This is a genomic window from Variovorax paradoxus (assembly GCF_022009635.1).
Lineage (GTDB): Bacteria > Pseudomonadota > Gammaproteobacteria > Burkholderiales > Burkholderiaceae_C > Variovorax.
The window spans coordinates 4,300,415-4,326,397 of record NZ_CP091716.1; the positions used below are offsets into that span (position 1 = coordinate 4,300,415).

The 25,983-nt window shown below is 68.1% G+C and carries 24 protein-coding genes; 18 read left to right on the forward strand and 6 right to left on the reverse strand.

The features are described 5' to 3' along the window. Positions 1 to 15: 15 nt before the first annotated feature. A complete protein-coding gene (locus tag L3V85_RS19875; protein WP_237674448.1) occupies positions 16 to 1,053 on the reverse strand; it encodes a class I fructose-bisphosphate aldolase in 1,038 nt (345 codons plus the stop codon). A gap of 173 nt (positions 1,054 to 1,226) precedes the next feature. Here L3V85_RS19875 and L3V85_RS19880 point away from each other — a divergent pair, with 173 nt between their 5' ends. Continuing rightward, a complete protein-coding gene (locus L3V85_RS19880; protein ID WP_237674449.1) occupies positions 1,227 to 1,784 on the forward strand; it encodes a DUF2844 domain-containing protein in 558 nt (185 codons plus the stop codon). 34 nt (positions 1,785 to 1,818) lie between these two features. After that, on the forward strand, positions 1,819 to 3,150 hold the full coding sequence (locus L3V85_RS19885) for a DUF3443 family protein (RefSeq protein WP_237674450.1): 1,332 nt from the start codon (positions 1,819 to 1,821) through the stop codon (positions 3,148 to 3,150). A 10-nt stretch (positions 3,151 to 3,160) separates the two neighbouring features. Here the strand turns inward: L3V85_RS19885 and L3V85_RS19890 are convergent, their stop codons facing one another. Further along, a complete protein-coding gene (locus L3V85_RS19890) occupies positions 3,161 to 4,333 on the reverse strand; it encodes an NAD(P)/FAD-dependent oxidoreductase (RefSeq protein WP_237674451.1) in 1,173 nt (390 codons plus the stop codon). A gap of 149 nt (positions 4,334 to 4,482) precedes the next feature. On the opposite strand from L3V85_RS19890, the gene L3V85_RS19895 reads away from it, so the two are divergent. Next, positions 4,483 to 5,376, forward strand: a complete 894-nt coding sequence (locus L3V85_RS19895; RefSeq protein ID WP_237674452.1) for a LysR substrate-binding domain-containing protein — start codon at positions 4,483 to 4,485, stop codon at positions 5,374 to 5,376. Positions 5,377 to 5,391: 15 nt separating this feature from the next. Here L3V85_RS19895 and L3V85_RS19900 read toward each other — a convergent pair whose 3' ends face one another. After that, positions 5,392 to 6,420: an aldo/keto reductase gene (locus tag L3V85_RS19900; RefSeq protein WP_237674453.1), complete on the reverse strand. Its 1,029-nt coding sequence runs from the start codon at positions 6,418 to 6,420 to the stop codon at positions 5,392 to 5,394. A 192-nt stretch (positions 6,421 to 6,612) separates the two neighbouring features. Between L3V85_RS19900 and L3V85_RS19905 the strand changes: the two genes are divergently transcribed. Together L3V85_RS19905 and L3V85_RS19910 are read left to right on the forward strand one after the other, a co-directional pair. Beyond that, positions 6,613 to 7,536 (forward strand): methylglyoxal synthase, encoded by a 924-nt coding sequence (locus L3V85_RS19905; protein ID WP_237674454.1) that lies wholly within the window; start codon positions 6,613 to 6,615, stop codon positions 7,534 to 7,536. A 9-nt stretch (positions 7,537 to 7,545) separates the two neighbouring features. Next, complete coding sequence (locus L3V85_RS19910; RefSeq protein WP_237674455.1) at positions 7,546 to 7,998, forward strand: GNAT family N-acetyltransferase; 453 nt, start codon at positions 7,546 to 7,548, stop codon at positions 7,996 to 7,998. Here the strand turns inward: L3V85_RS19910 and L3V85_RS19915 are convergent. Then, complete coding sequence (locus L3V85_RS19915) at positions 7,976 to 8,452, reverse strand: helix-turn-helix domain-containing protein (RefSeq protein ID WP_237674456.1); 477 nt, start codon at positions 8,450 to 8,452, stop codon at positions 7,976 to 7,978. The two genes, L3V85_RS19910 and L3V85_RS19915, sit on opposite strands and share 23 nt — an antisense overlap. Positions 8,453 to 8,525: 73 nt before the next feature. Here L3V85_RS19915 and L3V85_RS19920 point away from each other — a divergent pair, with 73 nt between their 5' ends. Beyond that, positions 8,526 to 9,398 (forward strand): class I SAM-dependent methyltransferase, encoded by an 873-nt coding sequence (locus L3V85_RS19920; protein WP_237674457.1) that lies wholly within the window; start codon positions 8,526 to 8,528, stop codon positions 9,396 to 9,398. A 166-nt stretch (positions 9,399 to 9,564) separates the two neighbouring features. On the opposite strand, the gene L3V85_RS19925 is transcribed toward L3V85_RS19920, so the two are convergent. Beyond that, positions 9,565 to 10,719, reverse strand: coding sequence for an acyltransferase family protein (locus L3V85_RS19925; protein ID WP_237674458.1), 1,155 nt, complete (start codon positions 10,717 to 10,719; stop codon positions 9,565 to 9,567). 207 nt (positions 10,720 to 10,926) lie between these two features. On the opposite strand from L3V85_RS19925, the gene L3V85_RS19930 reads away from it, so the two are divergent. The 8 genes from L3V85_RS19930 (at position 10,927) to L3V85_RS19965 (ending at position 20,296) form a co-directional block, all read left to right on the forward strand. After that, positions 10,927 to 11,928 (forward strand): MurR/RpiR family transcriptional regulator, encoded by a 1,002-nt coding sequence (locus L3V85_RS19930; protein WP_237674459.1) that lies wholly within the window; start codon positions 10,927 to 10,929, stop codon positions 11,926 to 11,928. After that, complete coding sequence (locus L3V85_RS19935; RefSeq protein WP_237674460.1) at positions 11,925 to 12,896, forward strand: isoaspartyl peptidase/L-asparaginase family protein; 972 nt, start codon at positions 11,925 to 11,927, stop codon at positions 12,894 to 12,896. The genes L3V85_RS19930 and L3V85_RS19935 overlap by 4 nt, the downstream gene beginning before the upstream one ends. A gap of 35 nt (positions 12,897 to 12,931) precedes the next feature. After that, positions 12,932 to 14,809 carry a dipeptide ABC transporter ATP-binding protein gene (locus L3V85_RS19940; RefSeq protein WP_237674461.1) on the forward strand — a complete coding sequence of 626 codons (1,878 nt, stop codon included), beginning with the start codon at positions 12,932 to 12,934 and terminating at the stop codon, positions 14,807 to 14,809. 73 nt (positions 14,810 to 14,882) lie between these two features. After that, positions 14,883 to 16,436, forward strand: a complete 1,554-nt coding sequence (gene gsiB / locus L3V85_RS19945) for a glutathione ABC transporter substrate-binding protein GsiB (RefSeq protein WP_237674462.1) — start codon at positions 14,883 to 14,885, stop codon at positions 16,434 to 16,436. 58 nt (positions 16,437 to 16,494) lie between these two features. Beyond that, positions 16,495 to 17,415, forward strand: coding sequence for a glutathione ABC transporter permease GsiC (gsiC, locus tag L3V85_RS19950; protein ID WP_237674463.1), 921 nt, complete (start codon positions 16,495 to 16,497; stop codon positions 17,413 to 17,415). A 10-nt stretch (positions 17,416 to 17,425) separates the two neighbouring features. Then, on the forward strand, positions 17,426 to 18,352 hold the full coding sequence (gsiD, locus tag L3V85_RS19955; RefSeq protein ID WP_237674464.1) for a glutathione ABC transporter permease GsiD: 927 nt from the start codon (positions 17,426 to 17,428) through the stop codon (positions 18,350 to 18,352). Between the two features lie 19 nt (positions 18,353 to 18,371). Then, positions 18,372 to 19,454 carry a P1 family peptidase gene (locus L3V85_RS19960; RefSeq protein WP_237674465.1) on the forward strand — a complete coding sequence of 361 codons (1,083 nt, stop codon included), beginning with the start codon at positions 18,372 to 18,374 and terminating at the stop codon, positions 19,452 to 19,454. A gap of 23 nt (positions 19,455 to 19,477) precedes the next feature. Further along, positions 19,478 to 20,296, forward strand: a complete 819-nt coding sequence (locus L3V85_RS19965) for a M55 family metallopeptidase (protein WP_237674466.1) — start codon at positions 19,478 to 19,480, stop codon at positions 20,294 to 20,296. Between the two features lie 15 nt (positions 20,297 to 20,311). Here L3V85_RS19965 and L3V85_RS19970 read toward each other — a convergent pair whose 3' ends face one another. Next, entirely contained in the window at positions 20,312 to 22,249 is a 1,938-nt protein-coding gene (locus tag L3V85_RS19970) for a sensor histidine kinase (protein ID WP_237674467.1), read from the reverse strand. Positions 22,250 to 22,455: 206 nt separating this feature from the next. Here L3V85_RS19970 and L3V85_RS19975 point away from each other — a divergent pair, with 206 nt between their 5' ends. The 4 genes from L3V85_RS19975 to L3V85_RS19990 all read left to right on the forward strand — a co-directional run bounded on the left by L3V85_RS19975 (position 22,456) and on the right by L3V85_RS19990 (position 25,977). Further along, complete coding sequence (locus tag L3V85_RS19975) at positions 22,456 to 23,148, forward strand: response regulator transcription factor (RefSeq protein WP_237674468.1); 693 nt, start codon at positions 22,456 to 22,458, stop codon at positions 23,146 to 23,148. Between the two features lie 67 nt (positions 23,149 to 23,215). After that, a complete protein-coding gene (locus L3V85_RS19980; RefSeq protein ID WP_237674469.1) occupies positions 23,216 to 23,584 on the forward strand; it encodes a hypothetical protein in 369 nt (122 codons plus the stop codon). A 222-nt stretch (positions 23,585 to 23,806) separates the two neighbouring features. Next, complete coding sequence (locus L3V85_RS19985; protein ID WP_237674470.1) at positions 23,807 to 25,585, forward strand: nitrite/sulfite reductase; 1,779 nt, start codon at positions 23,807 to 23,809, stop codon at positions 25,583 to 25,585. Further along, positions 25,582 to 25,977 (forward strand): DUF934 domain-containing protein, encoded by a 396-nt coding sequence (locus L3V85_RS19990; protein ID WP_237674471.1) that lies wholly within the window; start codon positions 25,582 to 25,584, stop codon positions 25,975 to 25,977. The genes L3V85_RS19985 and L3V85_RS19990 overlap by 4 nt, the downstream gene beginning before the upstream one ends. Positions 25,978 to 25,983 lie beyond the last annotated feature (6 nt).

A 25,983-nucleotide genomic window follows, 5' to 3' on the forward strand; every position in this document is an offset into this window, starting at 1 on the left:
CGGGCTCGCCACCGCTCAGCGGGGCGCGTCGCGCTTGGTGTCGTAGCCGCCCCGGCGCGCCGCCTGGTTGCAGCGGGCGCGGAACACCAGCGCCTGCTGCGCCTCGGCGACGTTGGCCGCATCGCCCTTCCATGCATCGAGCGCGGGCTGCTGCACGGCGCGCGAGAACGAAAAGGTCAGCGCCCACGGCAGGCGCGACTTGTGCCGGGTGTTCATCGCGTTCAGCCGCGCCGAAGCCAGCTGTGCCGACTGCCCGCCTGAAAGGAACGCAACGCCCGGCACCGCGGCGGGCACGGCGCGCAGCAGGCAGGCCACCGTGGCGTCGGCCACCGCGTCGACCGGGTCCTGCGTGGCCGCCTTCTGGCCGGGCAGCACCATGTTCGGCTTGAGCAGCATGCCCTCGAGCAGCACGCCCTGCGCCAGCAACTGGGCGAAGGTGCGGTGCAGCACTTCTTCGGTCACCTCGGCGCAGCGTACTAGTGAATGGGCACCGTCCATCAGCACTTCGGGCTCGACGATGGGCACGAGTCCCGCCTCCTGGCACAGCGCGGCATAGCGAGCGAGCGCATGGGCGTTGACATCGATGCAGGCTGGTGTGGGCAGGCCCGCACCCTTGCCGTCCGCGATGGCGATCACGCCGCGCCATTTCGCGAAGCGCGCGCCCATGCCGGCGTATTCAGCCAGGCGCTCGCGCAGGCCGTCGAGGCCTTCGGTCACGGTCTCGCCGGGGTGCCCGGCCAGCGGCTTGGCGCCCATGTCGACCTTGATGCCGGGCACGATGCCCGCGTCGGACAGCGCCTGGGCAAAGGGCTTGCCCGCGTTGGTCCGCTGGCGGATCGTCTCGTCGAACAGAATGGCGCCGCTGATGCTGTCGCCCAGGCCCGGCGCGGTGACGATCAGCTCGCGCCAGTCGCGCCGCGCCGCCTCGGTCTGGGGAATGCCCAGCGCGGCGAAGCGCTTGTTGCAGGTGGCGTTGCTCTCGTCCATGGCGAGCAGGCCCTTGTCGCCGGCGACGAGCGCGCGGGCGGTATCGATCAATGTCTGTGCAGTCATGAGTCGTGACACCTCTCTGGCGACCATCCTACGCCCTCCCCGGCCACTCGTTAACACCGCGAACCTGATCGCTGGCCGACTTGGCGTGCCAGCCAATGCGGCGCCCCGGGTCTTTGCCATGCCGACGCGAACGGGCAGTAACCTTCGCGCGTCGGGACGGAAAGGAAATCAGGATGAACAGCGGGTCACAAGAATGTCATGCGCGGCGCACCCATGGAGCCACCCTGCTGGGCGGCCTGGCAATCGCCGCCGCCGCGCTCGGAACGCCCTGCGCGTTCGCGGAACTGGGCGGCGCTCCCCATCTGGGCCCGGACCAGCGGGTCGCCACGCCATCGCGCAAGATTGCCGCTCCTGTAGCCGCCAACACGGCCACGGCGGCAACCACTGCGCCAAGCAACTGGACCATGCGGGAAATCACGCTGCCCGACGGGCTTATCGAGCGTGAGTACCTGAACGCGGACGGCGTCGTCTTCGCGGTCGCGTGGCGCGGTTCCCACCGGCCGGAACTCTCGGTGCTGCTCGGCACGCAATACGCCACGCAGATGTCCGGCAGGGCACGCGAACTGCGCCAGCAAGGCCGAGGCTCCCACGGCTCCACCTCGCAGGCGGGCGAGACATTCGCGGTGCATGCCTCGGCGCACCAGCGCTCCTGGACGGGCATCGCCTGGCTGCCGCGGCTGCTGCCGGCCGGCGTCGATCCGGACACGCTGACCGTCCCGCAAGACTCCTGACCCTTCAACCCTCCTGCGACCAGCCATCATGTCCATGGAACCACGACAAGCAGGCAACCGGCGCGTTGCCGGTGCCAGCAACCTGATTCGCGCGGCGGCGGCCGTGGCGGTATGCGCTGCGAGCCTGCTGGGCCTCGCCGCCTGCGGCGGTGGCGGGGGCGGCGGAGGCGGCGGCGCATTGCCGATCGCGCTGCTGCCGACCGCCACCACCCCGGCGGCGACACCGACCCCTGCGACAACCTCGCAGAACTCGATGTCCCTCACCGTGTCGCGCGGCACGGACACCAGCGGCGTCAACCTTCCGCAGGTCAGCGTTCAACTCTGCGTGCCGGGCACTGGCACCTGCCAGACCATCGACAACGTGCTGATCGACACCGGCTCCGCCGGCGTGCGCATCGCCGCCTCGGCGCTCAATTCGTCGATGCTCGCGGCGCTGCCGCAAGAGTCGGTGAACAGCGCGCCGCTGAATGCCTGCGAGCAATTCCTCGACGGCTACACATGGGGAACCATGCGCACGGCCGACATCACGCTGGGGCCGAAGTCGGCGGCGGCGCAGCCGCTGCAGATCGTGGGCGACACGGCGGCGGGCGCCGTGCCGAGCGCATGCTCGGACAACGGCACGCTGAAGGCGGAGAACACTCCCGCCGACCTGGGAACGAACGGCATCATCGGCGTGGCGGCCTTCCTGCAGGACTGCGGCAACGCGTGCGCGCAGAAGGCGGTCTCCGCCACCTACTACACCTGCCAGCCGGGGGCGCAGTGCCAGAACACGGCGGTGCCGCTCGCCAAGCAGGCCCAGAACATCGTGGCCAACTTCGCGCAGGACAACAACGGCGTGGTGCTCGGGCTGCCCGCGATTTCCTCGGCCGGCCAGGGCGTTACCGTCGGCACGCTCTACTTCGGCGTTGCCACGCAGGCCAACAACGCCATGACCGGCGCGACGGTGCTGCAGACGAACCCGAACACGCTCCGCGTCTCGGCCACCTACAAGAACAACAGCTTTCCCGACAGCTTCCTGGACAGCGGCTCGAACTTCTTCTTCCTGAACGATTCGACGATCGCCCAGTGCGCCAAGGGCAGCACCTTCCAGGGCTTCTATTGCCCGCCGAGTTCGCTGGACCTGAGCGCCAGCTTCACCGCGGCCACCGGCCCCGCGCTGAACCAGAGCTTTGCCATTGCGAACGCGCAGTCGCTGTTCACGAGCAACCCGGGCGCGGTGGCGGTAAACAACGTGGCGGCCGCGAGCATCGGTAGCGCCATCGACTTCGGGCTTCCGTTCTTCTACGGCAGGCTCGTCGCGGTGCTCAACGAGGGGCAGTCCGCGCTGGGCCAGCAAGGGCCGTTCACCGCGCTGGCGTCGCCCTGAATCCAAGCGGCTAGATCACGTTCTTCTCGAGCAGCGGCCTGTTCTCGAGAATGCGCGCGAAAGACACCGCCCCCAGGTCGAGGCTGCGGTAGCCGCCGAAGCGGATCAGCTCCGCCACGCCCCTTCCCGCCGCCGGGCACTGCTGCAGCCCGTGGCCTGAAAAGCCGTTCGCGAAGTAGAGGTTGTCGCAGTCCGGGTGCAGGCCGAGGATGGCGTTGTGGTCGAACACGTTCATCTCGTAGTAGCCGGCCCATGCGCCGGTCATGCGGATGGCCTCGAAGGCCGGCACGCGCTCGGCCAGTGCGGGCCAGATGAAGTCGTCGAAGGCCTCGTACTCGACGTCCAGCGGCTGGTCGTCGACGTCCTGTGCCTCTGGCGGCGCGAAGCCGCAGATGAACTGGCGGCCCTCCGGCCGCAGCCAGATGCCCGAGGTGTCGATGACGAGCGGGCAGCCGGGCAGCGTCTCGGGGCAAGAGAAGCTGAATACGCTGCGACGGCGCCCGCGCACCGGCAGCGCGATGCCGGCCCAGCCCGCGACCGTCGCAGCCCATGCGCCCGCGGCGTTGACGACCACGTCGGCCTCCAGTGTCTCGCCGTTGCCGAGCTGCACGCCGGTCAGCCGCCGGCCGTCGCGGCGCAGCCCCGTGGCATGCGCCTGCACGTAGTGCGCACCCTGCGACACCGCCTTTTTGCGAAAAGCCTGCAGCAGGCTGTAGCCGTCGTACCAGCCTTCACCCGAGAGCCCGAGCGAAGCGAGCGCAATGCCTTCGGTCGACAACCACGGAAAGCGCGCCTTCAGTTCGTCGGGTGCCAGCAGCGCCACGTCGACCGCATGCGCCTTCTGCATCGCATGGTTCTCGCACAGCACCTCCACGCCCGCCGGCGAAGCCAGGTACAGGTAGCCGGGCTCGACAAGGCCGATGTCTGGCACCTCGCTGCCCACCCGCAGGGTCTGGCCAAGCGAGCGCATGAAGTCGATGCCGTAGAGCGACATCTCGATGTTGATTGCGGTGGAAAACTGCTGGCGAATCGAGCTGGCCGACAGGGCCGATGACGCCTGGCGGTACGAGAAATCGCGCTCGACCACGGTGACCTCGAAGGCTTCTTCCTTCGGGTCACGGGTCAGGAAATACGCAATGGCCGAGCCGATGGCCCCGCCGCCGATGATCACCACACGACGCATGAAATGCCTTTCTTGCTGCTCGCCATCAATGGCGCCGCCTCCAGCGTATCCACAAATGCCGCGCGGCGGCACGCAAAATAGCGCCGCGGACACGCCCCCGGCACGGTGGGTGCTTTCGCCGAAAAGACTGAGACAACTGCTGGCAATCGATGAGAAAAGACATTCCCAACCTCGGCGCGCTGCAGGCCTTCGAGGCCTCGGCGCGGCTGGGGAGCTTCACCCGCGCGGCCGCCGAACTCGCGCTGACGCAGAGCGCCGTCGGGCGCCAGGTGGCCATGCTCGAGCAGCGGCTGGGCGTGCCGCTGTTCTCGCGCGTGCGGCGGCGGCTCACGCTGACCGACGTGGGCCGCGAATACGCGGCGCGCATCCGCCGCCACCTCGACCAGATCCGCCGCGACACGCTGGAGATCAGCGCCGGCCACGAGATGGGCTTCGTGCTGGAGCTGGCCGTGGTGCCGACCTTCGCCACGCAGTGGCTCATACCGCGCCTGCCGGAGTTCAGCGAGCTGCATCCGAACATCACCGTCAATCTGTCGGCGCGCTCGCAGCCTTTTTCCTTTCAGGAGAACGCCTACGACGCGGCCATCTACTTCGGCGACCAGTTCTGGCCCAACACGCGCGGCGGGCTGATCTTTGCCGAAGGCGAGATGGTGCCCATCTGCAGCCCCGCCTTCCGCGACGCGAACGGGCCATGGGACGAGGCCGGCTTCGAGCGCTGCCGCCATGTGCACCTGAGCACGCGCGCCCACGCCTGGCGCGACTGGTATGCGCAGCAAGGCTGGGAATACACGGTGCATGCGTCGCGCGGGCCGCGCTACGAGCTGTTCACCATGGTGGTGGCGGCCACGGCCGCCGGCATGGGCGTCGGCTTGGCGCCGCGCATCCTGGTCGAGCATGAACTGAAGACCGGCGAACTCGTGATCCCGGTCGACCGGCATCTGGACGTGCGCCAGGGCTACTACTTCGCCTACCCCGAAGGCCGGCCGGCCTCCGGGGCGCTGGAGCACTTCAAGCGCTGGGTGCTCGGGCTGACGCCCGGATAGCCCAGACAGCCAGGCTCAGACCGCGTTCGGATTGCGCTCCAGGAAGCCCTGCTGGTGCCAGTAGGGATAGGCCCGCGTCGTCGTGCTCGCGGCGTCGAGCTCGGCGACCTGCGCGGGCGTGAGATTCCAGCCCAACGCGCCCAGGTTCTGGCGCAACTGCGCCTCGTCGCGCGCGCCGACCACCACGCTCGACACCGTCGGGCGCTGCAGCAGCCAGTTCAGCGCGACCTGCGGCACGGTCTTGCCGACTTCGGCGCCGACTTTTTCCAGCGCATCGACCACGCGATAGAGCAGCTCGTCAGGCACCGGCGGCCCCATGTCGGCGGTCACGTGCAGGCGGCTGTTGGCCGGCAATGGCTGGCCGCGGCGGATCTTGCCGGTGAGCCGGCCCCAGCCCAGCGGGCTCCACACCACCGCGCCCACGCCCTGGTCCTGCGCGAGAGGCATCAGCTCCCACTCGTAGTCGCGCCCGACCAGCGAGTAGTAGGCCTGGTGCGCCACGTAGCGTGGATAGCCGTAGCGCTCGGACACCGCCAGCGACTTCATCAGGTGCCAGCCCGAGAAGTTCGACGCGCCCACGTAGCGCAGCTTGCCCGCGCGCACCAGGTCGTCGAGCGTGGACAGCGTCTCTTCCACCGGCGTGCTCGCGTCGAAGCCGTGCAGCTGGAACAGGTCGATGTAGTCGGTGCCCAGGCGCTTGAGCGCAGCATCGACCGCCTGCACGAGATGGTGGCGCGACGAGCCCACGTCGTTCGCGCCCTTGCCGCTGCGGAAGGTGGCCTTGGTCGAGATCAGCAACTGGTCGCGCGGGCGGCCCTTGATGGCCTCGCCCAACACCGACTCCGCCGCGCCGGCCGAATAGATGTCGGCGCTGTCGAACATGTTGACGCCTGCGTCGAGGCAGATGTCGATGAGCTTGCGCGCCTCGGCCACGTCGGTGCTGCCCCACGCGCTGAAAAACTCGCCCTTGCCGCCGAAGGTGCCCGTGCCAAAACTCAACACGGGGACCTTGAGGCCTGATTTGCCCAGATGACGGTATTCCAAAGTGCTACTCCTTCAAACAACAAGCGCTGCGACTCGGCAAGCCGACCGGCCTGCCGTTGTGCGGGCATTGTTGGGCGAAGGCCTGAACCCTTGGGACGGTCGGGCTTTGCCGGAATGGGTTAGGAAAAGACCGGCCGGTCACCGTCGCGTGGTCGAATACGGCATGCAGCTCGGTCAACGGTGAACAGACACATGGACGCATCGCAACTTCTTCAGCAGACCCCGGCGCAGGAGCCTCGTGCCGCCGCCAGGCGCTTCGGCCTCGTCGCCAACCGCTTGCACCGGCAGGAAGGCGTCGGCGTATTGGGCCGATGGGCCGAGGCCTGCGAGGCCGGCATCCGCACTCTGAACCTGGGCCTTCTTGCAGTGGGCGGCACGCACGATGCATTGGCGCGCGACGGCCTGCTCGCCGGCCACGCGCCGCTGGTGCGCCTGCCGCACGGTGCCGACGGCGGCCTGATGCGGCTCGTGTCGAGGATCTCCGGCGGCCTGGTGCCCGCCGATGAAATCGACGGCGTGATCTATTTCATCGACCCAGTCGATCCGTCCTCCCTGTACCCTGAGGCACAGGCGTTGAAGCGCCAATGCGTGATTCACGGCAAGCCTTTTCTTGCGACCGCGGCCGGCGCGCGGGAATGGATCGCGATCGAGCTGGCGCTGGCCGGCCATGCCGCCGGCAACGCGTTCGCACCTTGCGCGGAGCAGACCGTCGCGCTCATTGCGCACGACGCCCTGAAGCAGCGCATGGTGGCGTTTGCCGCGCTTCATTTCGATCTTCTTTCCAGCTTCCGGAACCGCGTGGCGACAGGCACGACCGGCGGCCTCTTGAACGAGCTGGCCTGGTCGCGCGGCTGGCCGGCGGACGTGCCGTGGGTCACCCGCTACCAGAGCGGTCCGCTGGGCGGCGACGCGCAGATCGCCGAACTGGTGCTGGACCGCCGCTGCCACAAAGTCATCTTCTTCGAGGACCCGCATGTGGCGCGGCAGCATGAAGCCGACATCCAGTTGCTCGAACGCGCCGTCTGCAGCGCGACCGAGGAAACCACCTGCTTCAATTCACCGGCCATGGCCGAGCGATGGGCGCAGGCGATCAGTACGGCGGTTTCGGCTCAGTAATATCGACCGATGCAGATTTCCCTCGAAAGCCCCGCCCAGCCCGACGTCATCCAGCTCATCGACGACCTCGATGCGTACCAAAAGCCGCTCTACCCGCCCGAGAGCCACCACGGCATCGACATCGCCGCGCTGTCCGCGCCGAACGTGCTGTTCGCTGTCGCGCGCGACGCCGGCGGCAAGGCCGTCGGCTGCGGCGCCATCGTCGTCGGCACTGAATTCGGCGAGCTCAAGCGCATGTTCGTGCGGCCCGAAAACCGGGGACAAGGCATCGCGGCCCGGGTGCTGAATTTTCTGGAGAGCGAAGCGGCGGCCAAGGGCTGCACGACCTTCATGCTGGAGACGGGACCGAGCCAGCCCGAAGCGATCTCGCTCTACGCACGCGCGGGCTACCAGCCGCGAGGCCCCTTCGGCGACTACGGCCCCGACCCGTTCAGCGTCTTCATGCAGAAGGCGCGGGCCTAGTTTTTTCGGCCTTGGGCGCTTTCGGCACGCTCTTTTTCTTCTCTTCGCTCTTTCCACCGATCGCGCCCGAACCCGCTGCCCGCAAGATGCGCCTGAACTTCGGGCACGCCATGTGGCTCGGCGCGGAGCACACGGCGGCATGCCGCAGGCCGTCGCGCATCACGCTGAGGTTGCGGATCGTCCTGTCGAGTTCGTCGGCCTTGGCCGTGAGCATCAGCCTGTCGATCCGCGGCTGCCCGTCGGCGCCGAACATGCGCGCGATCTCGTCCAGCGAGAAGCCCGCCGTGCGCCCCAGCGCAATGAGCGCGAGGCGCTCGAGCACGCCCGCGTCGAACAGGCGGCGCAGGCCGCGCCGGCCGATGGGAACGATCAGCCCCTTTTCGTCGTAGTAGCGCAGTGTCGAGGCCGGCACGCCGGAGCGTTGCGCCACTTCGGTGATGTCCATTTCCTTCATGCTCTTGACCTCAAGTCGACTTGAATTTCAATAATGCAGTTTCCGCCTCTCGAAGGCAAGCAAGGAAACGATCATGGAAATCACCAAGCAGAACGACGACGACGAACAGGCCAGGCTCTGGAACGGCCACGCCGGGCACGCCTGGGTCGATATACAAGCCACGCTCGACCAGATGTTCGCGCCGCTCGCGGAGCTGCTCGTCGAAGCAGCGTCGCAGTTGGCCGCGGGCCGGGTGCTCGACATCGGCTGCGGCACCGGCGCAACCACCCTCGCCCTCGCACGGCTGAAGAACGCGCAGGAAGGCCAGTGCGTCGGCATCGACATCTCGGCGCCGATGATCGATGCGGCGCAAAAGCGGGCCGAAAAAGAAGGCTCGCGCGCCCGCTTCATCTGCGCCGACGCACAGACGCACGCGTTCGAAGCAGCCAGCTTCGACTTGCTGATCTCGCGCATCGGCGTGATGTTCTTCGACGATCCGGTGCGGGCCTTCGCCAACCTGCGGCGCGCCGCGAAGAACGGTGCCGCGCTGCGTTTCATCGCGTGGCGCGCGGCAGCGGAAAACCCGTTCATGACGACCGCCGAGCGCGCGGCGGCGCCGCTGCTGCCGAACCTGCCGCCGCGCAAACCCGGTGCACCGGGGCAGTTCGCCTTTGCGGACTCGGAGCGCATCGAACGCATCCTGCGAGACAGCGGCTGGCAAGGCATCGACATCCGGCCTATCGACGTGGCGTGCACCCTGCCCGAGAAGGATCTGCTGCGATACCTGAGCCAGCTCGGCCCGGTCGGCCTGCAACTGCGACAGGAAGACGAGCAAACGCGCGCACGAGTCATCGCGGCTGTGCGCTCGGCTTTCGAGCCTTATGTGCATGGGGATGAGGTTCGCTTCACCGCGGCCTGCTGGATGGTCGCGGCGCATGCGCCTGTGGGAAGCGGCAATGCGGGATGAAGCGACTGCGAATTGAGGGCGGCGACTCGAACGGGTTGGCGTACCGGGCACCTCTTGCGGGAATCGGCGAGCCTCGCGGCTCCCCGTCCGAGCCGCCAAAACTATGCGGAGCGATTCAGGTTGCAACCCCAACTTCGGCGTGCCTCCGCTGAACAAGGGGCCATCCTCATCCCTCAACCAGCTTCTGCCGCTCCAACAACCTGCGCCGAAGCCACGCATTCATCGGCTCCGAATAAAAACGCGCAATGCCCCACGCCACGGCCACGGACGCCGCGATGAAAAACACCATCGCCGGCAGCTTCCACACCGACGGCATCGCCCCGCGCGCCACGACGCCGCGCATCAGGCCCAGCACGATGATGTGGAAGAGATACAGCTCGTAGCTGTGCCGCCCCAGCCATCGCAGGCCCGCGAGCGCCCTGCTGCGCAGCGCCCATGCAGGCACCTTCTCGTTGCGCGCGCCGACCAGCAGCACGGCGGTTCCGGCGGCGATGGCGGTGAAGCCGAAGACTTCGTTGCCGTGAATCCCGCGCAGGTAGGTCACGGCCACGAGGCAGGCCGCCGCAAGCTGCAGTTGGCGGCCAGCCCATCCGTCGAAGCTGAAGCGCTGCGCGACCAACGCCGCGCAGCAGCCGAATGCCACCGCGTCGAAGCACGCGAGGTAGCCGTACATGAAGTAGATCTCGTCGTCCGCGTGAAAACCGCGGTAGACCGGCCCCACGACGATCGCCAACAGCCATACGGCCACGATGGCCCACTGCCGCTTCAGCCCGAAGCACAGCAGCGGGAACGCGAGGTAGAACACTTCCTCCACCGAGAGCGACCAGTAGATGTTCATCGCGTAGTTGAAGTACCACGCGTGCTGCATCAGCAGGTTGTGCCAGAAGGTCAGCACCGACAGCACCGCCACCGGATAGCCGACCTGCGGCCAACCCGGCTTGGCAACGTTCATGAACGCCGGCTGCCCCAGCATGCCGAACCCGACGATGAGCGCCAGCGCCACCACCAGGCAGGGCACGATGCGCGCGAAGCGGAAGGCGTAGAAGCCGCGCACGTCCACGTTGCCCAGGCTGCCGTAGCGCTTGAGCGTGGTCGAGGTGATGAGGTAGCCCGACACCACGAAGAACATGGTGACGCCGTAGTTGCCGTTGACCGCCACCGACTTGATGAACACCGCCGGCAGCACGGCGGCCAGCGGGCTGTCCAACAGCGAGTACGACAGGTGGAAGTGCAGCAACAGCACCAGCGAGATGGCAATGCCGCGCAGGACGTCGATTCTGAAATTTCGCGGTGGGGCGGCCGGGCCGGCAAGCAACGACATGGGGAAAACACCTAGGAGCAGTACCCCGGCGAGCTTAAACGAGCGCCACCAGAGGGAAAGCGCCGTCGCGGGTGCCTCGCCAAACCCCTTCGCGGCTGGCCCGGTACTTGCAAACGCGATCAGAAATGACAGAAAATTTTCTTGTTTGACTTATATTTGTAAACTGGTTTTCAAAAAAAGCACACTTTCGGGCACGCCGCACCTTTCATGAACAGCACCGTCGACACCCAAGGCACCACCGTGGCGCAGCGCATCGCGCAGGCGCTGCCGCGGCTGACGCGTTCGCACCGGCAAGTGGCCGACTACGTGCTGGAGCATCCCCTGCAGGTCGCGACACTGCCCATCGACGAACTGGCCGCCGTGGTCGGCGTGTCGGTCGCCACGGCCAACCGCTTCGCGCGGGCGCTGGAGTTCGACGGCTACGCCACCTTCCGTGCCGAGCTGGTGCGCGGCTTCGAGCCGCTGGTGGCGCCGGTGGAGCGCATGCGCGGCAACCTCGAGCGCCCGACCACGGTGGCCGAAGTGTTCGCCACCGCGCTCGACGAAAGCCGCCGCAACATCGAAGCCACGCGCCAGACGCTGGACTACGCCGCCTGCGAAGCCGCGGTGGAGCGCATCGGCAAGGCGCGCTCGATCTACATCGCCGGCTTCGGCGCGAGCGCCTGGCTCGCCGGCCTGCTGCAGCATGGGCTGGACGGCAGCTGCAACGACGTGCGCCTGCTCTCCAGCGTGAGCGGCGTGACGCATTCCGCGCGCACGCTGATGCATGCCGGGCCGCAAGACCTGTTCATCGGCCTGACCTTTCCGCGCTACCTGACCGACACCGTGGCGCTGGCACAGATCGCGCGCGGCCAGGGCTGCGCCCTGCTCGCGCTGACCGACCGCCCCAGCTCGCCGCTCGCGCCGCTGGCCGACGTGGCGCTTTACTGCCAGACCGAAACCAGCTACCGCCCCAACTGCGAGACCAGCGTGCTCGCGCTGATCGAGGCCTTGACCAGCGCCGTGGCCCTGCGCGCGCCCGACCCGGTGCAGTCCGCCGGCCGCATCCTGCAGGCCGTGCGCCCGTGGCTGCACGGCGCCAACGGCCTCCCCCGAACGAACGGCACGAACAACAGTACGAGTGGCACCGGCGGCACGAACGCCGCCGGCACGCCCGATGCCGCCGCCCCGAACGGCGCCGGCAACAGAAAGAAGAAAGCCCCCCAATGACCCAGACCCACGTGCCCGTGATCGCCATCCACGGCGGCGCCGGCACCATCAGCGCCGCGACGACCAGCGCCGAACAGGCGCAGGCGTACCACGACGCGCTGAACCGCATCGTGGCCGCCGCGCAGTCGGCGCTGCTCAAGGGCGCGTCCGCGCTCGACGCCGCCTGCCTGGCGGTCGAACTGCTCGAAGACTGCCCGCTCTTCAACGCCGGCCACGGCGCCGTGTTCACGCACGACGAAACCCATGAGCTCGACGCCGCCGTGATGGACGGCGCCACGCTCGCCGCCGGCGCGGTGGCCGGCGTGTGCCATGTACGCCGCCCGGTGCGCGCCGCGCGCGCGGTGCTGGAAGACGGCGCCCACGTGCTGCTGGCCGGCGCGGGCGCCGAGGCCTTCGCGCGCGAACACGGGCTGGAGATGGTCGAGCCCTCGTTCTTCTCGACCGAGGCGCGCCGCGAGCAGCTCTACCGCGTGCGCGGCACCGGCCGCGTGGTGACCGACCATGAAGGCGCGTCCATGACGGCCGCGCCCGCCGCCCCGCTCGACGAAGACAGGAAGCTCGGCACCGTCGGCGCCGTGGCGCTCGACATGCACGGCCACCTGGCCGCCGCCACCTCGACCGGCGGCATGACCAACAAGCGCGTCGGCCGCATCGGCGATTCGCCGCTCATCGGCGCCGGCACCTACGCGGACGACCGCACGGCCGCCGTGTCCTGCACCGGCAGCGGCGAAATGTTCATCCGCGTCGCCGCCGCCTACGACGTGTGCGCGCGCATGGCCTACGCCGGAGCCACGCTCGAAGCCGCCACGCAGGCGGTGGTGCGGCAGTCGCTGCCCGCCATCGGCGGCACCGGCGGCCTGATCGCCGTCGACCGCCACGGCAACCTGAGCCTGGCCTTCAACACCGAAGGCATGTACCGCGGCCACGCGCGCGGCAACGAAGCGCCGCAGACGGCCATCTTCGCCTGACGCCGACGCACGCCACCTTTTTCTCTCGCACTCCCATGTCCACCCCTGCCCTCGCCCTGCCGGACGGCCGCGTCCTCGCCGTCGACGACCTCACCGTGCGCTTCTCGACTTCCGAGCGCACGGTCGATGCGGTCAAGAAACTGTCCTTCCACGTCGACCACGGCGAAACGCTCGCGGTGGTGGGCGAATCGGGTTCGGGCAAGTCGGTCACCTCGCTCGCGCTGATGCGCCTGGTGGAGCATGGCGGCGGCCGCATCCTGGGCGGCAGCATGGCCTTCCGGCGCCGCAACGGCGAAGTGCTCGACCTGGCGCAGGCCCGCGACAGCACGATGCGCGGCATCCGCGGCGCCGACATCGCGATGATCTTCCAGGAGCCGATGACGTCGCTGAACCCGGTGTTCACAGCCGGCGACCAGATCGCCGAGGCCATCCGCATCCACCAGGGCAAGAGCGACTCGGCCGCGCGCGCCGAAGCGCTGCGCATGCTGGAGCTGGTGCGCATTCCGGAAGCGCGCAACGTGCTCGACCGCTTCCCGCACCAGCTGTCGGGCGGCATGCGCCAGCGCGTGATGATCGCGATGGCGCTGTCGTGCAAGCCGCAGCTGCTGATTGCCGACGAGCCGACCACCGCGCTCGACGTGACCATCCAGGCGCAGATCCTCCAGCTCATCCGCGAGCTGCAGAAAGAGATGCGCATGGGCGTGCTCTTCATCACCCACGACATGGGCGTGGTGGCCGAGATTGCCGACCGCGTGCTGGTGATGTACCGCGGCGACAAGGTCGAAGCCGGAAGCTCCGACACCGTGTTCGCCGCGCCGCAGCATCCCTACACCCGCGCGCTGCTGTCGGCCGTGCCCAAGCTGGGCGCCATGCAGGGCACCGACCTGCCGGCCAAGTTCGATCTGCTGCGCACCGAAAGCCCGGCCGATGCGGCCCCGCCGGAACCGGCGACGCCGCAGGACACCGTGCGCGAAGACGCCGGCCCCATTCTTCGTGTGCGCGACCTCGTGACGCGCTTCGACGTGCGCAGCGGCCTCTTCGGCCGCGTGAAGCGCCGCGTGCACGCGGTGGAGAAGATCAGCTTCGACCTGTACCCCGGCGAAACGCTGGCGCTGGTCGGCGAATCGGGCTGCGGCAAGTCGACCACCGGCCGTTCGCTGCTGCGCCTGGTCGAAAGCCAGAGCGGCGCCATCGAGTTCGGCGGCCAGAACATCCGCGAACTGCCCACGCGCGAGCTGCAGGCGCTGCGCCGCAACATCCAGTTCATCTTCCAGGACCCGTTCGCCTCGCTCGACCCGCGCGTGACGGTGGGCTTCTCGATCATGGAGCCGCTGCTGATCCACGGCATTGCCAAGGGCGCCGAGGCGCAGCAGCGCGTCGACTGGCTGCTGCAGAAGGTCGGCCTGCCGCCCGAGGTGGCGCAGCGCTACCCGCACGAGTTCTCGGGCGGCCAGCGCCAGCGCATCGCCATCGCGCGCGCCCTGGCGCTGAACCCCAAGGTGGTGGTGGCCGACGAATCGGTGTCCGCGCTGGACGTGTCCATTCAGGCGCAGATCGTCAACCTGATGCTCGACCTGCAGCGCGAGCTGGGCGTGGCCTTTCTCTTCATTTCGCACGACATGGCGGTGGTGGAGCGCATCAGCCACCGCGTGGCCGTGATGTACCTGGGCCAGATCGTCGAGATCGGCCCGCGCCGCGCGGTGTTCGAAGCGCCGCAGCATGCCTACACCCGCAAGCTGATGGCGGCGGTGCCGGTGGCAGACCCGTCGCGCCGCCACAAGCCGCGCGCGCTGCTCGAGGGCGAGATTCCCAGCCCGATCCGCGCCGTGGGCGACGAGCCCGAAGTGCCGCCGCTGGTGCAGGTCGCGCCGGGCCACTTCGTCGCGCGGCATGCCATCGGCGGCGCCTTCTGATTCCGCATCACCGAATTTTTTCAACCCGCAGGCCCCCTCCTGCTTTTTTCCTCGAACCGACTGGAGTTCTTCCATGAAGCAATCTTCTTCCTCCCTGCGCTGGGCATCCGCGCTGCTGGGCCTGGCCGCGCTGGCCGCTTCGGGCACGGCACTGGCCGCGAAAGACGTGGTGCTGTCGATCGGCTACCAGCCGGAAACGCTGGACCCGTACAACACCAACACCACCATCACCACGGCAGTGACCAAGACCTTCTATGAAGGCCTGTTCCAGTTCGACAAGGACCTGAAGGTGCAGAACGTGCTCGCCGAGAGCTACGACGTGTCGAAGGACGGCCTGGTCTACACCATCAAGCTGCGCACCGGCGTGAAGTTCCACGACGGCACCGACTTCAACGCCGAGGCGGTGAAGGTCACGCTCGACCGCGTGCTCAACCAGGACAACAAGCTGCTGCGCTACAACCAGTTCAACCGCGTGAGCAAGGTCGAGGCGGTGAACCCGACGACCGTGCGCATCACGCTGAAGGAGCCCTTCGGCCCCTTCATCAACTCGCTGGCCCACGCATCGGCCGCGATGATCTCGCCCACCGCGCTGAAGAAGTGGGGCAACAAGGACATCGCCTTCCACCCCGTGGGCACGGGCCCGTTCGAGTTCGTCGAGTGGAAGCAGACCGAAGCCGTCAAGGCCAAGAAGTTCGACAGCTACTGGAAGAAGGGCTTCCCGAAGGTCGACACGGTGCAATGGAAGCCGGTGCTCGAGAACAACACGCGCGCCGCGATGCTGCAGACCGGCGAAGCCGACTTCGCGTTCCCCATTCCCTACGAGCAGGCCGAACTGCTGAAGAAGAGCGACAAGCTCGAAGTGGTGGCCTCGCCCTCGATCATCACGCGCTTCCTGGCATTCAACATGCTGCAGAAGCCCTATGACAACCCGAAGGTGCGCGAAGCCATCGGCTACGCCATCAACAAGGAAGCGCTGGCCAAGGTCGCCTTCGGCGGCTACGCCTTCCCCGCGCAGGGCGTGATGCCCCAGGGCGTGAAGTTCGCCGAGAAGATGGACCCGATTCCCTACGACGTGAAGAAGGCCAAGGCCCTGCTGGCCGAAGCCGGCTACCCGAACGGCTTCGAGTCGGTGCTCTGGAGCGCCTACAACAACACGACCAGCCAGAAGACCATCCAGTTCGTGCAGCAGCAGCTCGCGCAAGTGGGCATCAAGCTGCAGGTGCAGGCGCTCGAAGTGGGCCAGCGCACCGAGCAGGTCGATGCATGGCCGGATCCGAAGACGGCCAAGGTCCGCATGTACTACACCGGCTGGTCGTCGTCGACCGGCGAAGCCGACTGGGGCCTGCGCCCGCTGTTCGCCTCGGAGTCGTGGGCGCCCAAGCTCAACAACATGTCGTTCTACAAGAGCGAAGTGGTGGACAACGCGCTGGCCAAGGCGCTGGTGACGGTGGACGACAAGGAAAAGGCGGCGCTGTACAAGACCGCGCAGGACGAGATCCGCAAGGACCTGCCGCGCGTGCCGCTGGTCACGGAGCAGAACCTGTCGGCCCATTCGAAGCGTCTGTCGGGTGTCTACGTCATGCCTGACGCCAACATCAACATCGACGCGATCGCTGTTTCGAACTGATTGAGCGCGCACCGGGCGGCGGCATGACGCCGCCGCCCGTTCGCGACAACCGCACCCCATGCTGAATTACTTTCTCAAACGACTGTTGGGCCTGATCCCCACGCTGCTCATCGTGGCGGTGCTGGTGTTCCTGTTCGTCCACATGCTGCCCGGCGATCCGGCGCGCCTTGCCGCCGGCCAGGAAGCCGACGAGCAGACCGTGGCCATGGTCCGCGCGGAGCTCGGGCTCGACAAGCCGCTGCCGCAGCAGTTCGTGAACTTCTTCACCCACATGCTGCAAGGCGACTTCGGCACCTCGATCCGCACGCGGCGGCCGGTGTCGGTGGAAATCGGCGAGCGCTTCTTCCCGACGGTGATGCTGACCATCACCAGCATGGTGTGGGCGGTGATCTTCGGCATGGGCATCGGCATCGTCTCGGCGGTGTACCGCAACAAATGGCCGGACCGGCTGGGCATGACGCTCGCCGTGTCGGGCATCTCCTTTCCCGCATTCGCGCTCGGCATGCTGCTGATGCAGATCTTCTCGGTCCAGCTCGGCTGGCTGCCCACGGTGGGCGCGAGCAGCTGGAAACACTACATCCTGCCCTCCATCACGCTCGGCGCGGCCGTGGCCGCCGTGATGGCGCGCTTCACGCGGGCCTCCTTCGTCGAAGTGATCCAGGAAGACTTCGTGCGCACCGCGCGCGCCAAGGGCGTGCGCGAATCCAGCGTGGTGTTCAAGCACACGCTGCGCAACGCGCTGATTCCGGTGGTCACCATGATGGGCCTGCAGTTCGGCTTTTTGCTCGGCGGCTCGATCCTGGTGGAGGCGGTGTTCAACTGGCCCGGCCTCGGCCGCCTGCTGGTCGACGCCGTGCAGATGCGCGACTACCCCGTGATCCAGACGCTGGTGCTGCTGTTCTCGCTCGAATTCATCCTGATCAATCTCGTGGTCGATGTGCTGTACGGCTACATCAACCCGACCATCCGCTACAAGTGAGCAAGCAGCCATGACGCAAGCTTCCGGCGTGCCTGCCGAATCCATCGTTCCACTTTCTCCCGTTGCCGTGGTGCAAGCCGCGGGCAAGGTCCGCACGCCCTGGGGCGAATGCTGGCGCCGCTTCAAGAAGCAGCCCGTGGGCATCGTTGCCGCGGCCTTCGTGCTGCTGCTGGTGTTCGTCGCGGTGTTCGCGCCGTGGATCGTGCCTTTCGACGCGGAGAACTTCTTCGACTACGACATGCTGAACAGCGGCCCCTCGGCCACGCACTGGTTCGGCGTCGACCCGCTGGGCCGCGACATCTTCAGCCGCATCCTGATGGGCGCGCGCATCTCGCTGATGGCGGGCTTTCTCTCGGTGCTGGTGGGCGGCTTCGTGGGCACGGCCTTCGGCCTGCTGGCGGGCTACTACGAAGGCTGGTGGGACCGCATCGTGATGCGTGTATCGGACGTGCTGTTCGCCTTCCCCGGCATCCTGCTGGCGCTGGGCGTGGTGGCCATCCTTGGCAGCAGCATGACCAACGTGGTGGTGGCGGTGTCGGTGTTCAGCGTGCCGGCCTTCGCGCGCCTGGTGCGCGGCAACACGCTGGTGCTCAAGCAGCAGACCTACATCGAGGCCGAGCGCAGCATCGGCGCGTCGGACTGGACCATCATCGTGCGGCACATCCTGCCGGGCACCATCTCGTCGATCGTGGTGTATTTCTCGATGCGCGTGGGCACCTCGATCATCACGGCGGCCAGCCTGTCGTTCCTGGGCATGGGCGCGCAGCCGCCCACGCCCGAGTGGGGCGCCATGCTCAGCGAGGCCCGCGCCGACATGGTGACCTCGCCGCACGTGGCGCTGTTCCCCAGCCTGGCCATCTTCTTCACCGTGCTCGCCTTCAACCTGCTGGGCGACGCACTGCGCGACGCGCTCGATCCCAAGATCGACCGCCAGTAGCCCTTCTTCTTTCGTCCCGATGTCTTCCACGTCTTCGCCTGCGCATCCCGCCGCCCCGCCCTTCATCGGCAACCTGCTCCAGGGCGAGCGCAACTCCATCGCGGACGTGGCCGGCGTCACCGTCGGCCACAGCACCCTGGACGACGGCGGCGTGCAGACCGGCGTGACGGTGATCCGACCGCACGCGGGCGACCCGTTCCGCGACAAGGTGCCGGCCGCCGCGGTGGTGCTCAACGGCTTCGGCAAGAGCGTGGGGCTGGTGCAGTTGGCGGAGCTGGGCGTGCTGGAAACGCCGATCGCGCTGACCAACACCTTCTCGGTCGGCACGGTGGCCACGGCGCAGATACGCCAGTGCGCGGCGGCCAACCCCGAGACCGGTCGCGCACTGCCCACGGTCAATCCGCTGGTGTTCGAATGCAACGACGGCTTTCTCAACGACATCCAGCGGTTGGCGGTGAGCGAGGCCGACTACCTGCACGCGCACAGCAGCGCGGCAGCCGACTTCGCGCAGGGCTCGGTCGGCGCGGGGCGCGGCATGTCGAGCTTCCAGCTCAAGGGCGGCATCGGCAGCGCGTCGCGCCGGGTGTCGGCGCGGGACGGTGGGCTGCACACGGTGGGCACGCTGGTGCTGGCCAACTACGGACGCCAGCCGCAGCTGCTGCTGGCGGGTCATGCCATCGGCGACCGGCTGGCGGCGCTGCAGGCGTCGAGCGGCGTGCCGGCATCGACGGAGCCCGAAAAGGGCTCGATCATCATCGTGGTCGCCACCGACGCACCGCTCGATGCGCGCCAACTGGGCCGGCTGGCGCTGCGCGCGGGCGCCGGGCTGGCGCGCACCGGCTCGGTCTACGGCCACGGCAGCGGCGACATCGTGCTGGCCTTCTCCACCGCGTACACCGTGCCCGGCAGCGCCGAGCGGCCGATGCCGGCCGTGGCGATGCTGCACGACGCATTGCTCGACGGCTTGTTCCAGGCCGCCGCCGACAGCACCGAACAGGCGATCATTCATGCCCTCTGGCAGGCCACGGCCGTGACGGGGCGCGACGGCAACCACCGCGCCGCGCTCGGCGAGCTGCTGCCGGCCCTTTCTCTTTCTTTCTGATCCTTGATGATCAAACTGCGCCCATGAAAGTCCTGATCTCCACCGACATCGAAGGCGTTGCCGGCGTCTACCACCCCGAGCAGACCCGCCAGGGCAACCCCGAGTACGAACGCGCGCGCCTGCTGATGACGCAGGAGGCCAACGCCGCCATCGCCGGCGCCTTCGACGCGGGCGCCACCGAAGTGCTGGTGAACGACTCGCACGGCGGCTTTCGCAACATGCCGCCCGACGTGCTGGACGCCCGCGCCCGCGTGGTGCAGGGCAAACCGCGCTACCTGAGCATGGTGGCCGGCGTGGAAGAAGGCGTCGACGCGGTCTGCATGGTGGGCTACCACTCGCGCGCGCAGGGGCGCGGCATCCTCGCGCACACCATCAACAGCTTCGCGTTCGCGGGCATCGCGCTCGGCGGGCAGGAGCTGGGCGAGGCCGGGCTCTACGGCGCGCTGGCCGGCGAATACGGCGCGCCCGTGGTCATGGGCAGCGGCGACGACGTGTTCATCGCCGAGAACCGCCCGCTCTTTCCGCATGCCACTTTCGTCGAGACGAAGAAGGCGTCGGGATTCAGCAGCGGCGTTTCGCTCTCGCCGGAGCAGTCGCGCCGCGCCATCCGCGCCGGCGTCGAAGAAGCGCTGGCCGCGCGCGCGAACGCACGCCCTCTGGTCTTCGAAGGCCCGCAGACGGTGACGCTGCGCTGCCAGACGACCGCGCTGGCCGACCTGTTCTGCCAGTGGCCGAGCTTCGAGCGCGTCGACGGCGTCACGCTGCGCTTCACCGCGCCGACGGTGGAAGCGGCGGTGCGCATGCTGAACTGCTGCTCGGCAATGTCTTCGATGCTGCGCTGAGGCAGCGCCCTTCATTCAGGGAAGCGCGAGGCTGAAGCGCACCTGGCCGTCCTGCCCAGCGCTTTCGAGCCGGGCCTCGCCACGGTGCAGCTCCGCGATCTGGTGCACCAGGTACAGCCCGAGTCCGGCACCTGGCGACTGCGCGGCCTTGCGGCCCCGGAAGTATTTTTCGAACAGCCGCGACACCTCGTCGGGCGGAATCTCGTCGCCGGGGTTGCTCACGCGGATGCGCAAGCCGGTCTCCTCAGCGGGGATCACATCGAGGGCAATGGCCCGGTCCGCCGGCGTGTGGCGGTCGGCATTGGCCAGCAGGTTGCGCAGCGCAACGCGCAGCAGCCCCGGGTCGCACACCAGCTGCCGAGGCAACTGGTGATCCTGCAGCACCACGCGACCGTCCGGCCAGTCGGCGGCCAGGTCTTCGAACAGCTCCATCAGCTCCTCGCGCTCGCACACGCGCGGCTGGAACGGCGTCTGCCCGGCTTCCATGCGGTCGGCCGTCAGGTATTCGTCCACCAGGGCGGTCATGCGCTGCGCGGCGGCGCGCAGGTTCAGGCAGCGCGCCAGGGTTTTCTCGCGCGCGGCGTCGAGGTTCTTCGCGATCTGCTGCGCCGTGGTGTTGATGATGGCCAGCGGCGTGCGGAACTCGTGCGACACCATGGCGACGAAATCGACCTGCGACTGCTTGGCGCGGCGCTCGGTTTCCAGCGCGGCGCGCAGGTCGGCTTCCAGGCGCTGGCGCTGCTCGATCTCGCCGCGCAGGTCGGCGGTGCGCGTGCGCACCTCTTCCTCCAGCCGGTCGTTGTGCCTGCCGACGACCTGCACCAGCCGTTCCTGCGCGGCCTCCTTCTCGCGGCGCAACTGGTCGTAGCGACGGTTCAGCCGCATGCTCATGAGCAGCAGGTGCAGCAGCGTGCCCAGCGCGGTGGCGTTGTTGGTCCACACGTTTGCCGGCAGCCAGCCCAGGTTGCGCACGAAGCTCGCCAGCACGCCAGCGTAGTAGATGCCGAAGATGAGCAGAAAGGCCCGCGCCTGCCCTTCGTCGCGCGGCAGCAGCCAGAGCGCCGAGCCCACAAGCCACAAGATGCAGAGCATGGCCACCGGCTGGATCAGCAGCATGGCCGGGCCGTTGTGCCCGCCCAGCACCAGGGCCGCCGCGACCAGGCAGAGCAAGGTCACCCCGTGCATCACCACGCCGGTGAAGCGCGGCCAGCGAAGGTCGGCGCCCAGCTGCATCACGGCGAACCGGATGCCTATCGCCAGGCCGGCGCAGATGGTCAGGCTCGCCATCGCGTCGGACAGCCGCGAGGGCATGTCGAACAGCTGCTGCGGCAGCCCGGCCGTGAGGAACTCGACCAGCAGCGCATTGGAAACATAGAGCAGATACCAGGCGCTCACCCGCTCGCGCGTCATCTGCCAGAACAGCGAGTGGAAGGCGATCAGCATCAGCCCGAAACCGAAGCCCAGGCCGTAGAAAAGATATTCGCGCCGCGCCGTGCCGGCATAGACCTCGGGCGTGGCGAAGCCGAGGGTGGTCGACATGGCGTTGCGGGTGCGGATGCGCAGCAGCAGCGGCGTGGGGTCGGCGCTTTGCAGCGTCAGCGGCAGTTGCACGTTGCGCGCATCGACGGGCCAGTTCGAGCGACCCATGTCTTCGCCCGACTGCATCGCCAGCTGCCATTGCCCGGATGCGTCCTGGCGGTACAGGCGCACGTCGTCGAGCAACGCGTTGCTGAACTGCGCGAGCCATTGCGCGGGCGCGTCGACGGGCCTCTGCACGCTGAGGCGGAGCCAGAGGATGTCGCTGGTGTAGCCCGCGTTCACCGCGCCGGGCAAGGGCTTCCAGGCCGAATCGGCCGCGGCCTCGTCGGCGCTCAAGCGGCCTTCGGGGTCGCGCAGCACGGACAGATGGCCGTGGCTGTCGACGCCGGCAAGAGGGCTCAGCTTGAGCGGCATGGTCCCGGCAGCGGCGGGATTGAAAAAGCCCAACATCGCAGCAAGGCAACCGCACATCCACAGGCACCGGGCAAGCCATTTCATCGGGCCGCATTATCTCTGTCACCGCACCTACAATCCGCGCGCTTTTCATGAGGTCCCCGAGGCATTCGCAAACGCTCAGAAATGCTCAGATTCGCGATGCCGCCTGCCCCTACCCTGCCCCCATGCGTGACGTGATCCTGCTCGAAGACGAAGCCGTGCTGCGCGAGGAGCTGAGCGAGTTCCTCGCCGGCAACGGCTACCGCGTCGACGCCGAGGCTTCGCTGGAAGGCTTCAGGCGCAGCTACGACCCGGCGCGCCACGGTATCGCGCTGGTAGACCTGGGGCTGCCCGACGGCGACGGGCTGGTGCTGATCCGCGAATTGCGCGAACGCGGCGAGCGGCTGGGCATCGTGGTGCTGACCGCGCGCGGCGGTGCCCGCGACCGCGTGACGGGGCTGGACATCGGCGCGGACTACTACCTTTCCAAGACCTCTGACCTGGACGAGCTCGCAGCCACGCTGGCCGCGCTGTCCCGGCGCCTGGGCGACTCGCCCGCCGCGGTGCCGGCCGATGCCTGGGTGCTGGAACTGGGGCCGCGCCGACTGTCGCCGCCGGGATTCGCGCCGATCGCGCTGTCGGAGCAAGACCTGACGGTGCTGCACGAGCTGATGCGCAGCGCCGGCGAAATCGCCAGCCGCCAGCAGATCGTGCAGGCCCTGGGCGAGCATTACCTGAGCTACGACCAGCGCCGCCTCGACACGCAGATCCGCCGGCTGCGGCGCAAGGTCAGCGAGGCCACCGGGCTGGCGCTGCCGATCAACACGGCGCGCAATGCCGGCTACCGCTTCCATGCCAGGGCGTTGATCCGGCGCTAAGCCAACAGCGGCCGGGCCGCCGCTCAGAAACGCTCAGTTTCGCTCCGCCGGCCGGCACTACCCTGCCGTGCAGGCAGCGACTTGGGGCAAAGGCATGGGCACGGACGAAGGCACGGGCAGTCTCGCCTCCACCACACACTACGTGGTTCATGTGGAAGGCGACGACATCACGGTGAGGGACGTCATGGTCGCGGCCGACATCTACCGCTTGCGCCTGGAGGAACACATCGGCGGCAGCCCGCTGCGGGTGGTCCAGTGTTTCGAGGCCTGGTCGAAGGAACTGCGCGAGGGCGCCGAACTGCTCGATGCGGCAGAGGCCGGGCTCGCCAGGGCATGGTGCGAGGCCCACGAGAAGGCCGACCGCTCGGCAAGGCCGCTGCTGAGTTCGCCGGCAACGCAAAGCTTCGACTTCAGGCCGAGAAACCGCGCCTCCTAGAATTCCGCCGCCGCGCGCCCGCCGTACAGGCCCTCGCGCCTTATCCGGAATAAGCATCCAACCGTCCCGCAACCCGCATGGATGCTGGTGAATAAGCTTATCCGCATAAGGCGCGAACCAAAAAATAGTTTGTTTCCATAAGGCTCGCTTCCAGAATCTCGGCTTCTTGCTGGGGCGCCCCGTTGTACGTGCGGCACCGCACTTCTTCAAGACACACGCACGATGTACCAATACACAGAATTCGATCGCCAGTTCGTCCATCAACGAGCCGCCCAGTTCCGCGACCAGCTCGAGCGCTGGCAGAAGGGCCGCCTCCACGAAGACGAGTTCCGCCCGCTGCGGCTGCAAAACGGCTGGTACGTCCAGCGCTACGCGCCGATGCTGCGCGTGGCCGTGCCCTACGGCGAGCTTTCCAGCCGCCAGATCCGCGTGCTGGCCCGCATCGCCCGCGAGTACGACGAGCCCGAAGCCGAGGTCTACCGCAAGGCCATCGAGACGCAGGGCCTGCTGGGCAGCCAGAAGCTGCCGACCCACTACGCCCACTTCTCGACGCGCCAGAACGTCCAGTTCAACTGGATTCCGCTGGCCAAGTCGGCCGACGTGATGGACCTGCTGGCTTCGGTCGACATGCACGGCATCCAGACCAGCGGCAACTGCATCCGCAACATCACGAGCGACGAGCGCGCCGGCATCGCCATCGACGAGATCGCCGATCCGCGCCCCTACGCCGAAATCATGCGCCAGTGGAGCACGCTGCACCCCGAGTTCGCTTTCCTGCCGCGCAAGTTCAAGATCGCCATCACCGGCGCCACGGAAGACCGCGCGGCCACCGGCTGGCATGACGTGGGCCTGCACATCGTGAAGAACGAAGCCGGCGAAATCGGCTTTCGCGTGCAGGTGGGCGGCGGCATGGGCCGCACGCCCATCGTGGGCACGGTGCTGCGCGAGTTCCTGCCGTGGCAGCAGATCATGAATTACCTGGAGGCGGTGATCCGGGTCTACAACCGCTATGGCCGCCGCGACAACATCTACAAGGCGCGCATCAAGATCCTGGTGAAGGCCGAAGGCCAGCGCTACATCGACGACGTGGACGCCGAGTACAAGCAGATCCTCGAGCACGACGGCGCGCCGCACACCATCACGCAGGCCGAATTCGACCGCGTGGCCGCCTCCTTCGTGCCGCCGACGCTGGCCACTCGCGTGCTGCAGAGCGCCGAGAAGACCGACGCCGAGCTGCGCACCCACGCCGCCGACGACGTGCAGTTCGCCCGCTGGCTCGCCCGCAACGTGGCGCCGCACAAGAACCCCGCGCTGCGCGCCGTCACGCTGTCGTTCAAGCGCCTGAAGCAGGCGCCCGGCGACGCCTCGGCCGACCAGCTCGACACGCTCGCCGAGCTGGCCGACCGCTTCTCGGCCGGCGAAGCCCGCGTGACGCACGACCAGAACGTGGTGCTGCCCTGGGTGCATGCCGAAGACCTGCACGCGCTGTGGCTCGCCGCCCGCGCCGCCGGCCTTGCCAGCGCCAACGTGCACCTCTTGACCGACATGATCGCCTGCCCCGGCGGCGACTTCTGCGCGCTGGCCAATGCGCGCTCCATTCCCATCGCCGAAGCCATCACCGAGCGCTACCAGGACCTGGACGAGCTCGACGACCTGGGCGAGATCGACCTGCACATCAGCGGCTGCATCAACTCGTGCGGCCACCACCACAGCGGCCACATCGGCATCCTGGGCGTCGACAAGGACGGCAAGGAGTGGTACCAGGTCACGCTCGGCGGCTCCGACGGCTCCGCGCTCAGCGGCGCGTCGCAGGCCGGCAAGGTGGTCGGCCCCTCGTTCTCGGCGGCCGAAGTGCCGGGCGTGATCGAGGCCGTGCTCACCACGTACCGCGACACCCGCGAAAGCGGCGAGAACTTCATCGACACCCTGCGCCGCGTCGGCCCCGATCCGTTCAAGGCCGCCGCCAACGGTGCGCGTTTCAAGGTGGAGGAAGCAGCATGAAGAAGACCCTGAACATCCTTTCGGCAGAAGAACACATCGACGACGGCGACCCGAAGGTGCTGCAACTGGCCAACGACGCCGACCCGCTCGCCATCGAGGTGTGCCTGGCGGACATCGAGCGCATCGACCTGAACTTCCCGAAGTTCACCGACGGCCGCGCCTACAGCCAGGCCTTCCTGCTGCGCCGCCGCCTGGGCTTCACCGGCGACATCCGCGCCACGGGCGACGTGCTGATCGACCAGCTGGTGCAGATGGAGCGCACCGGCTTTTCCAGCGCCGTGCTCAAGGAAGGCGTGGACGCCTCCGACGCGCAGCGCCAGTTCGACCGCTTCAACGCCTTCTACCAGGGCGACGCGGTGCAGACCGCGCCGCACTTCGCGGCCGGCGCCTGAGCATCC

Bases quoted from the DNA above. Each gene is read 5' to 3' on its own strand.
- L3V85_RS19875 (WP_237674448.1), bottom strand. From the start codon at position 1,053: ATGACTGCACAGACATTGATCGATACCGCCCGCGCGCTCGTCGCCGGC.
- L3V85_RS19880 (WP_237674449.1), top strand. From the start codon at position 1,227: ATGAACAGCGGGTCACAAGAATGTCATGCGCGGCGCACCCATGGAGCC.
- L3V85_RS19885 (WP_237674450.1), top strand. From the start codon at position 1,819: ATGGAACCACGACAAGCAGGCAACCGGCGCGTTGCCGGTGCCAGCAAC.
- L3V85_RS19890 (WP_237674451.1), bottom strand. From the start codon at position 4,333: ATGCGTCGTGTGGTGATCATCGGCGGCGGGGCCATCGGCTCGGCCATT.
- L3V85_RS19895 (WP_237674452.1), top strand. From the start codon at position 4,483: ATGAGAAAAGACATTCCCAACCTCGGCGCGCTGCAGGCCTTCGAGGCC.
- L3V85_RS19905 (WP_237674454.1), top strand. From the start codon at position 6,613: ATGGACGCATCGCAACTTCTTCAGCAGACCCCGGCGCAGGAGCCTCGT.
- L3V85_RS19910 (WP_237674455.1), top strand. From the start codon at position 7,546: ATGCAGATTTCCCTCGAAAGCCCCGCCCAGCCCGACGTCATCCAGCTC.
- L3V85_RS19915 (WP_237674456.1), bottom strand. From the start codon at position 8,452: ATGAAGGAAATGGACATCACCGAAGTGGCGCAACGCTCCGGCGTGCCG.
- L3V85_RS19920 (WP_237674457.1), top strand. From the start codon at position 8,526: ATGGAAATCACCAAGCAGAACGACGACGACGAACAGGCCAGGCTCTGG.
- L3V85_RS19925 (WP_237674458.1), bottom strand. From the start codon at position 10,719: ATGTCGTTGCTTGCCGGCCCGGCCGCCCCACCGCGAAATTTCAGAATC.
- L3V85_RS19930 (WP_237674459.1), top strand. From the start codon at position 10,927: ATGAACAGCACCGTCGACACCCAAGGCACCACCGTGGCGCAGCGCATC.
- L3V85_RS19935 (WP_237674460.1), top strand. From the start codon at position 11,925: ATGACCCAGACCCACGTGCCCGTGATCGCCATCCACGGCGGCGCCGGC.
- L3V85_RS19940 (WP_237674461.1), top strand. From the start codon at position 12,932: ATGTCCACCCCTGCCCTCGCCCTGCCGGACGGCCGCGTCCTCGCCGTC.
- gsiB (WP_237674462.1), top strand. From the start codon at position 14,883: ATGAAGCAATCTTCTTCCTCCCTGCGCTGGGCATCCGCGCTGCTGGGC.
- gsiC (WP_237674463.1), top strand. From the start codon at position 16,495: ATGCTGAATTACTTTCTCAAACGACTGTTGGGCCTGATCCCCACGCTG.
- gsiD (WP_237674464.1), top strand. From the start codon at position 17,426: ATGACGCAAGCTTCCGGCGTGCCTGCCGAATCCATCGTTCCACTTTCT.
- L3V85_RS19960 (WP_237674465.1), top strand. From the start codon at position 18,372: ATGTCTTCCACGTCTTCGCCTGCGCATCCCGCCGCCCCGCCCTTCATC.
- L3V85_RS19965 (WP_237674466.1), top strand. From the start codon at position 19,478: ATGAAAGTCCTGATCTCCACCGACATCGAAGGCGTTGCCGGCGTCTAC.
- L3V85_RS19970 (WP_237674467.1), bottom strand. From the start codon at position 22,249: ATGCCGCTCAAGCTGAGCCCTCTTGCCGGCGTCGACAGCCACGGCCAT.
- L3V85_RS19975 (WP_237674468.1), top strand. From the start codon at position 22,456: ATGCGTGACGTGATCCTGCTCGAAGACGAAGCCGTGCTGCGCGAGGAG.
- L3V85_RS19985 (WP_237674470.1), top strand. From the start codon at position 23,807: ATGTACCAATACACAGAATTCGATCGCCAGTTCGTCCATCAACGAGCC.
- L3V85_RS19990 (WP_237674471.1), top strand. From the start codon at position 25,582: ATGAAGAAGACCCTGAACATCCTTTCGGCAGAAGAACACATCGACGAC.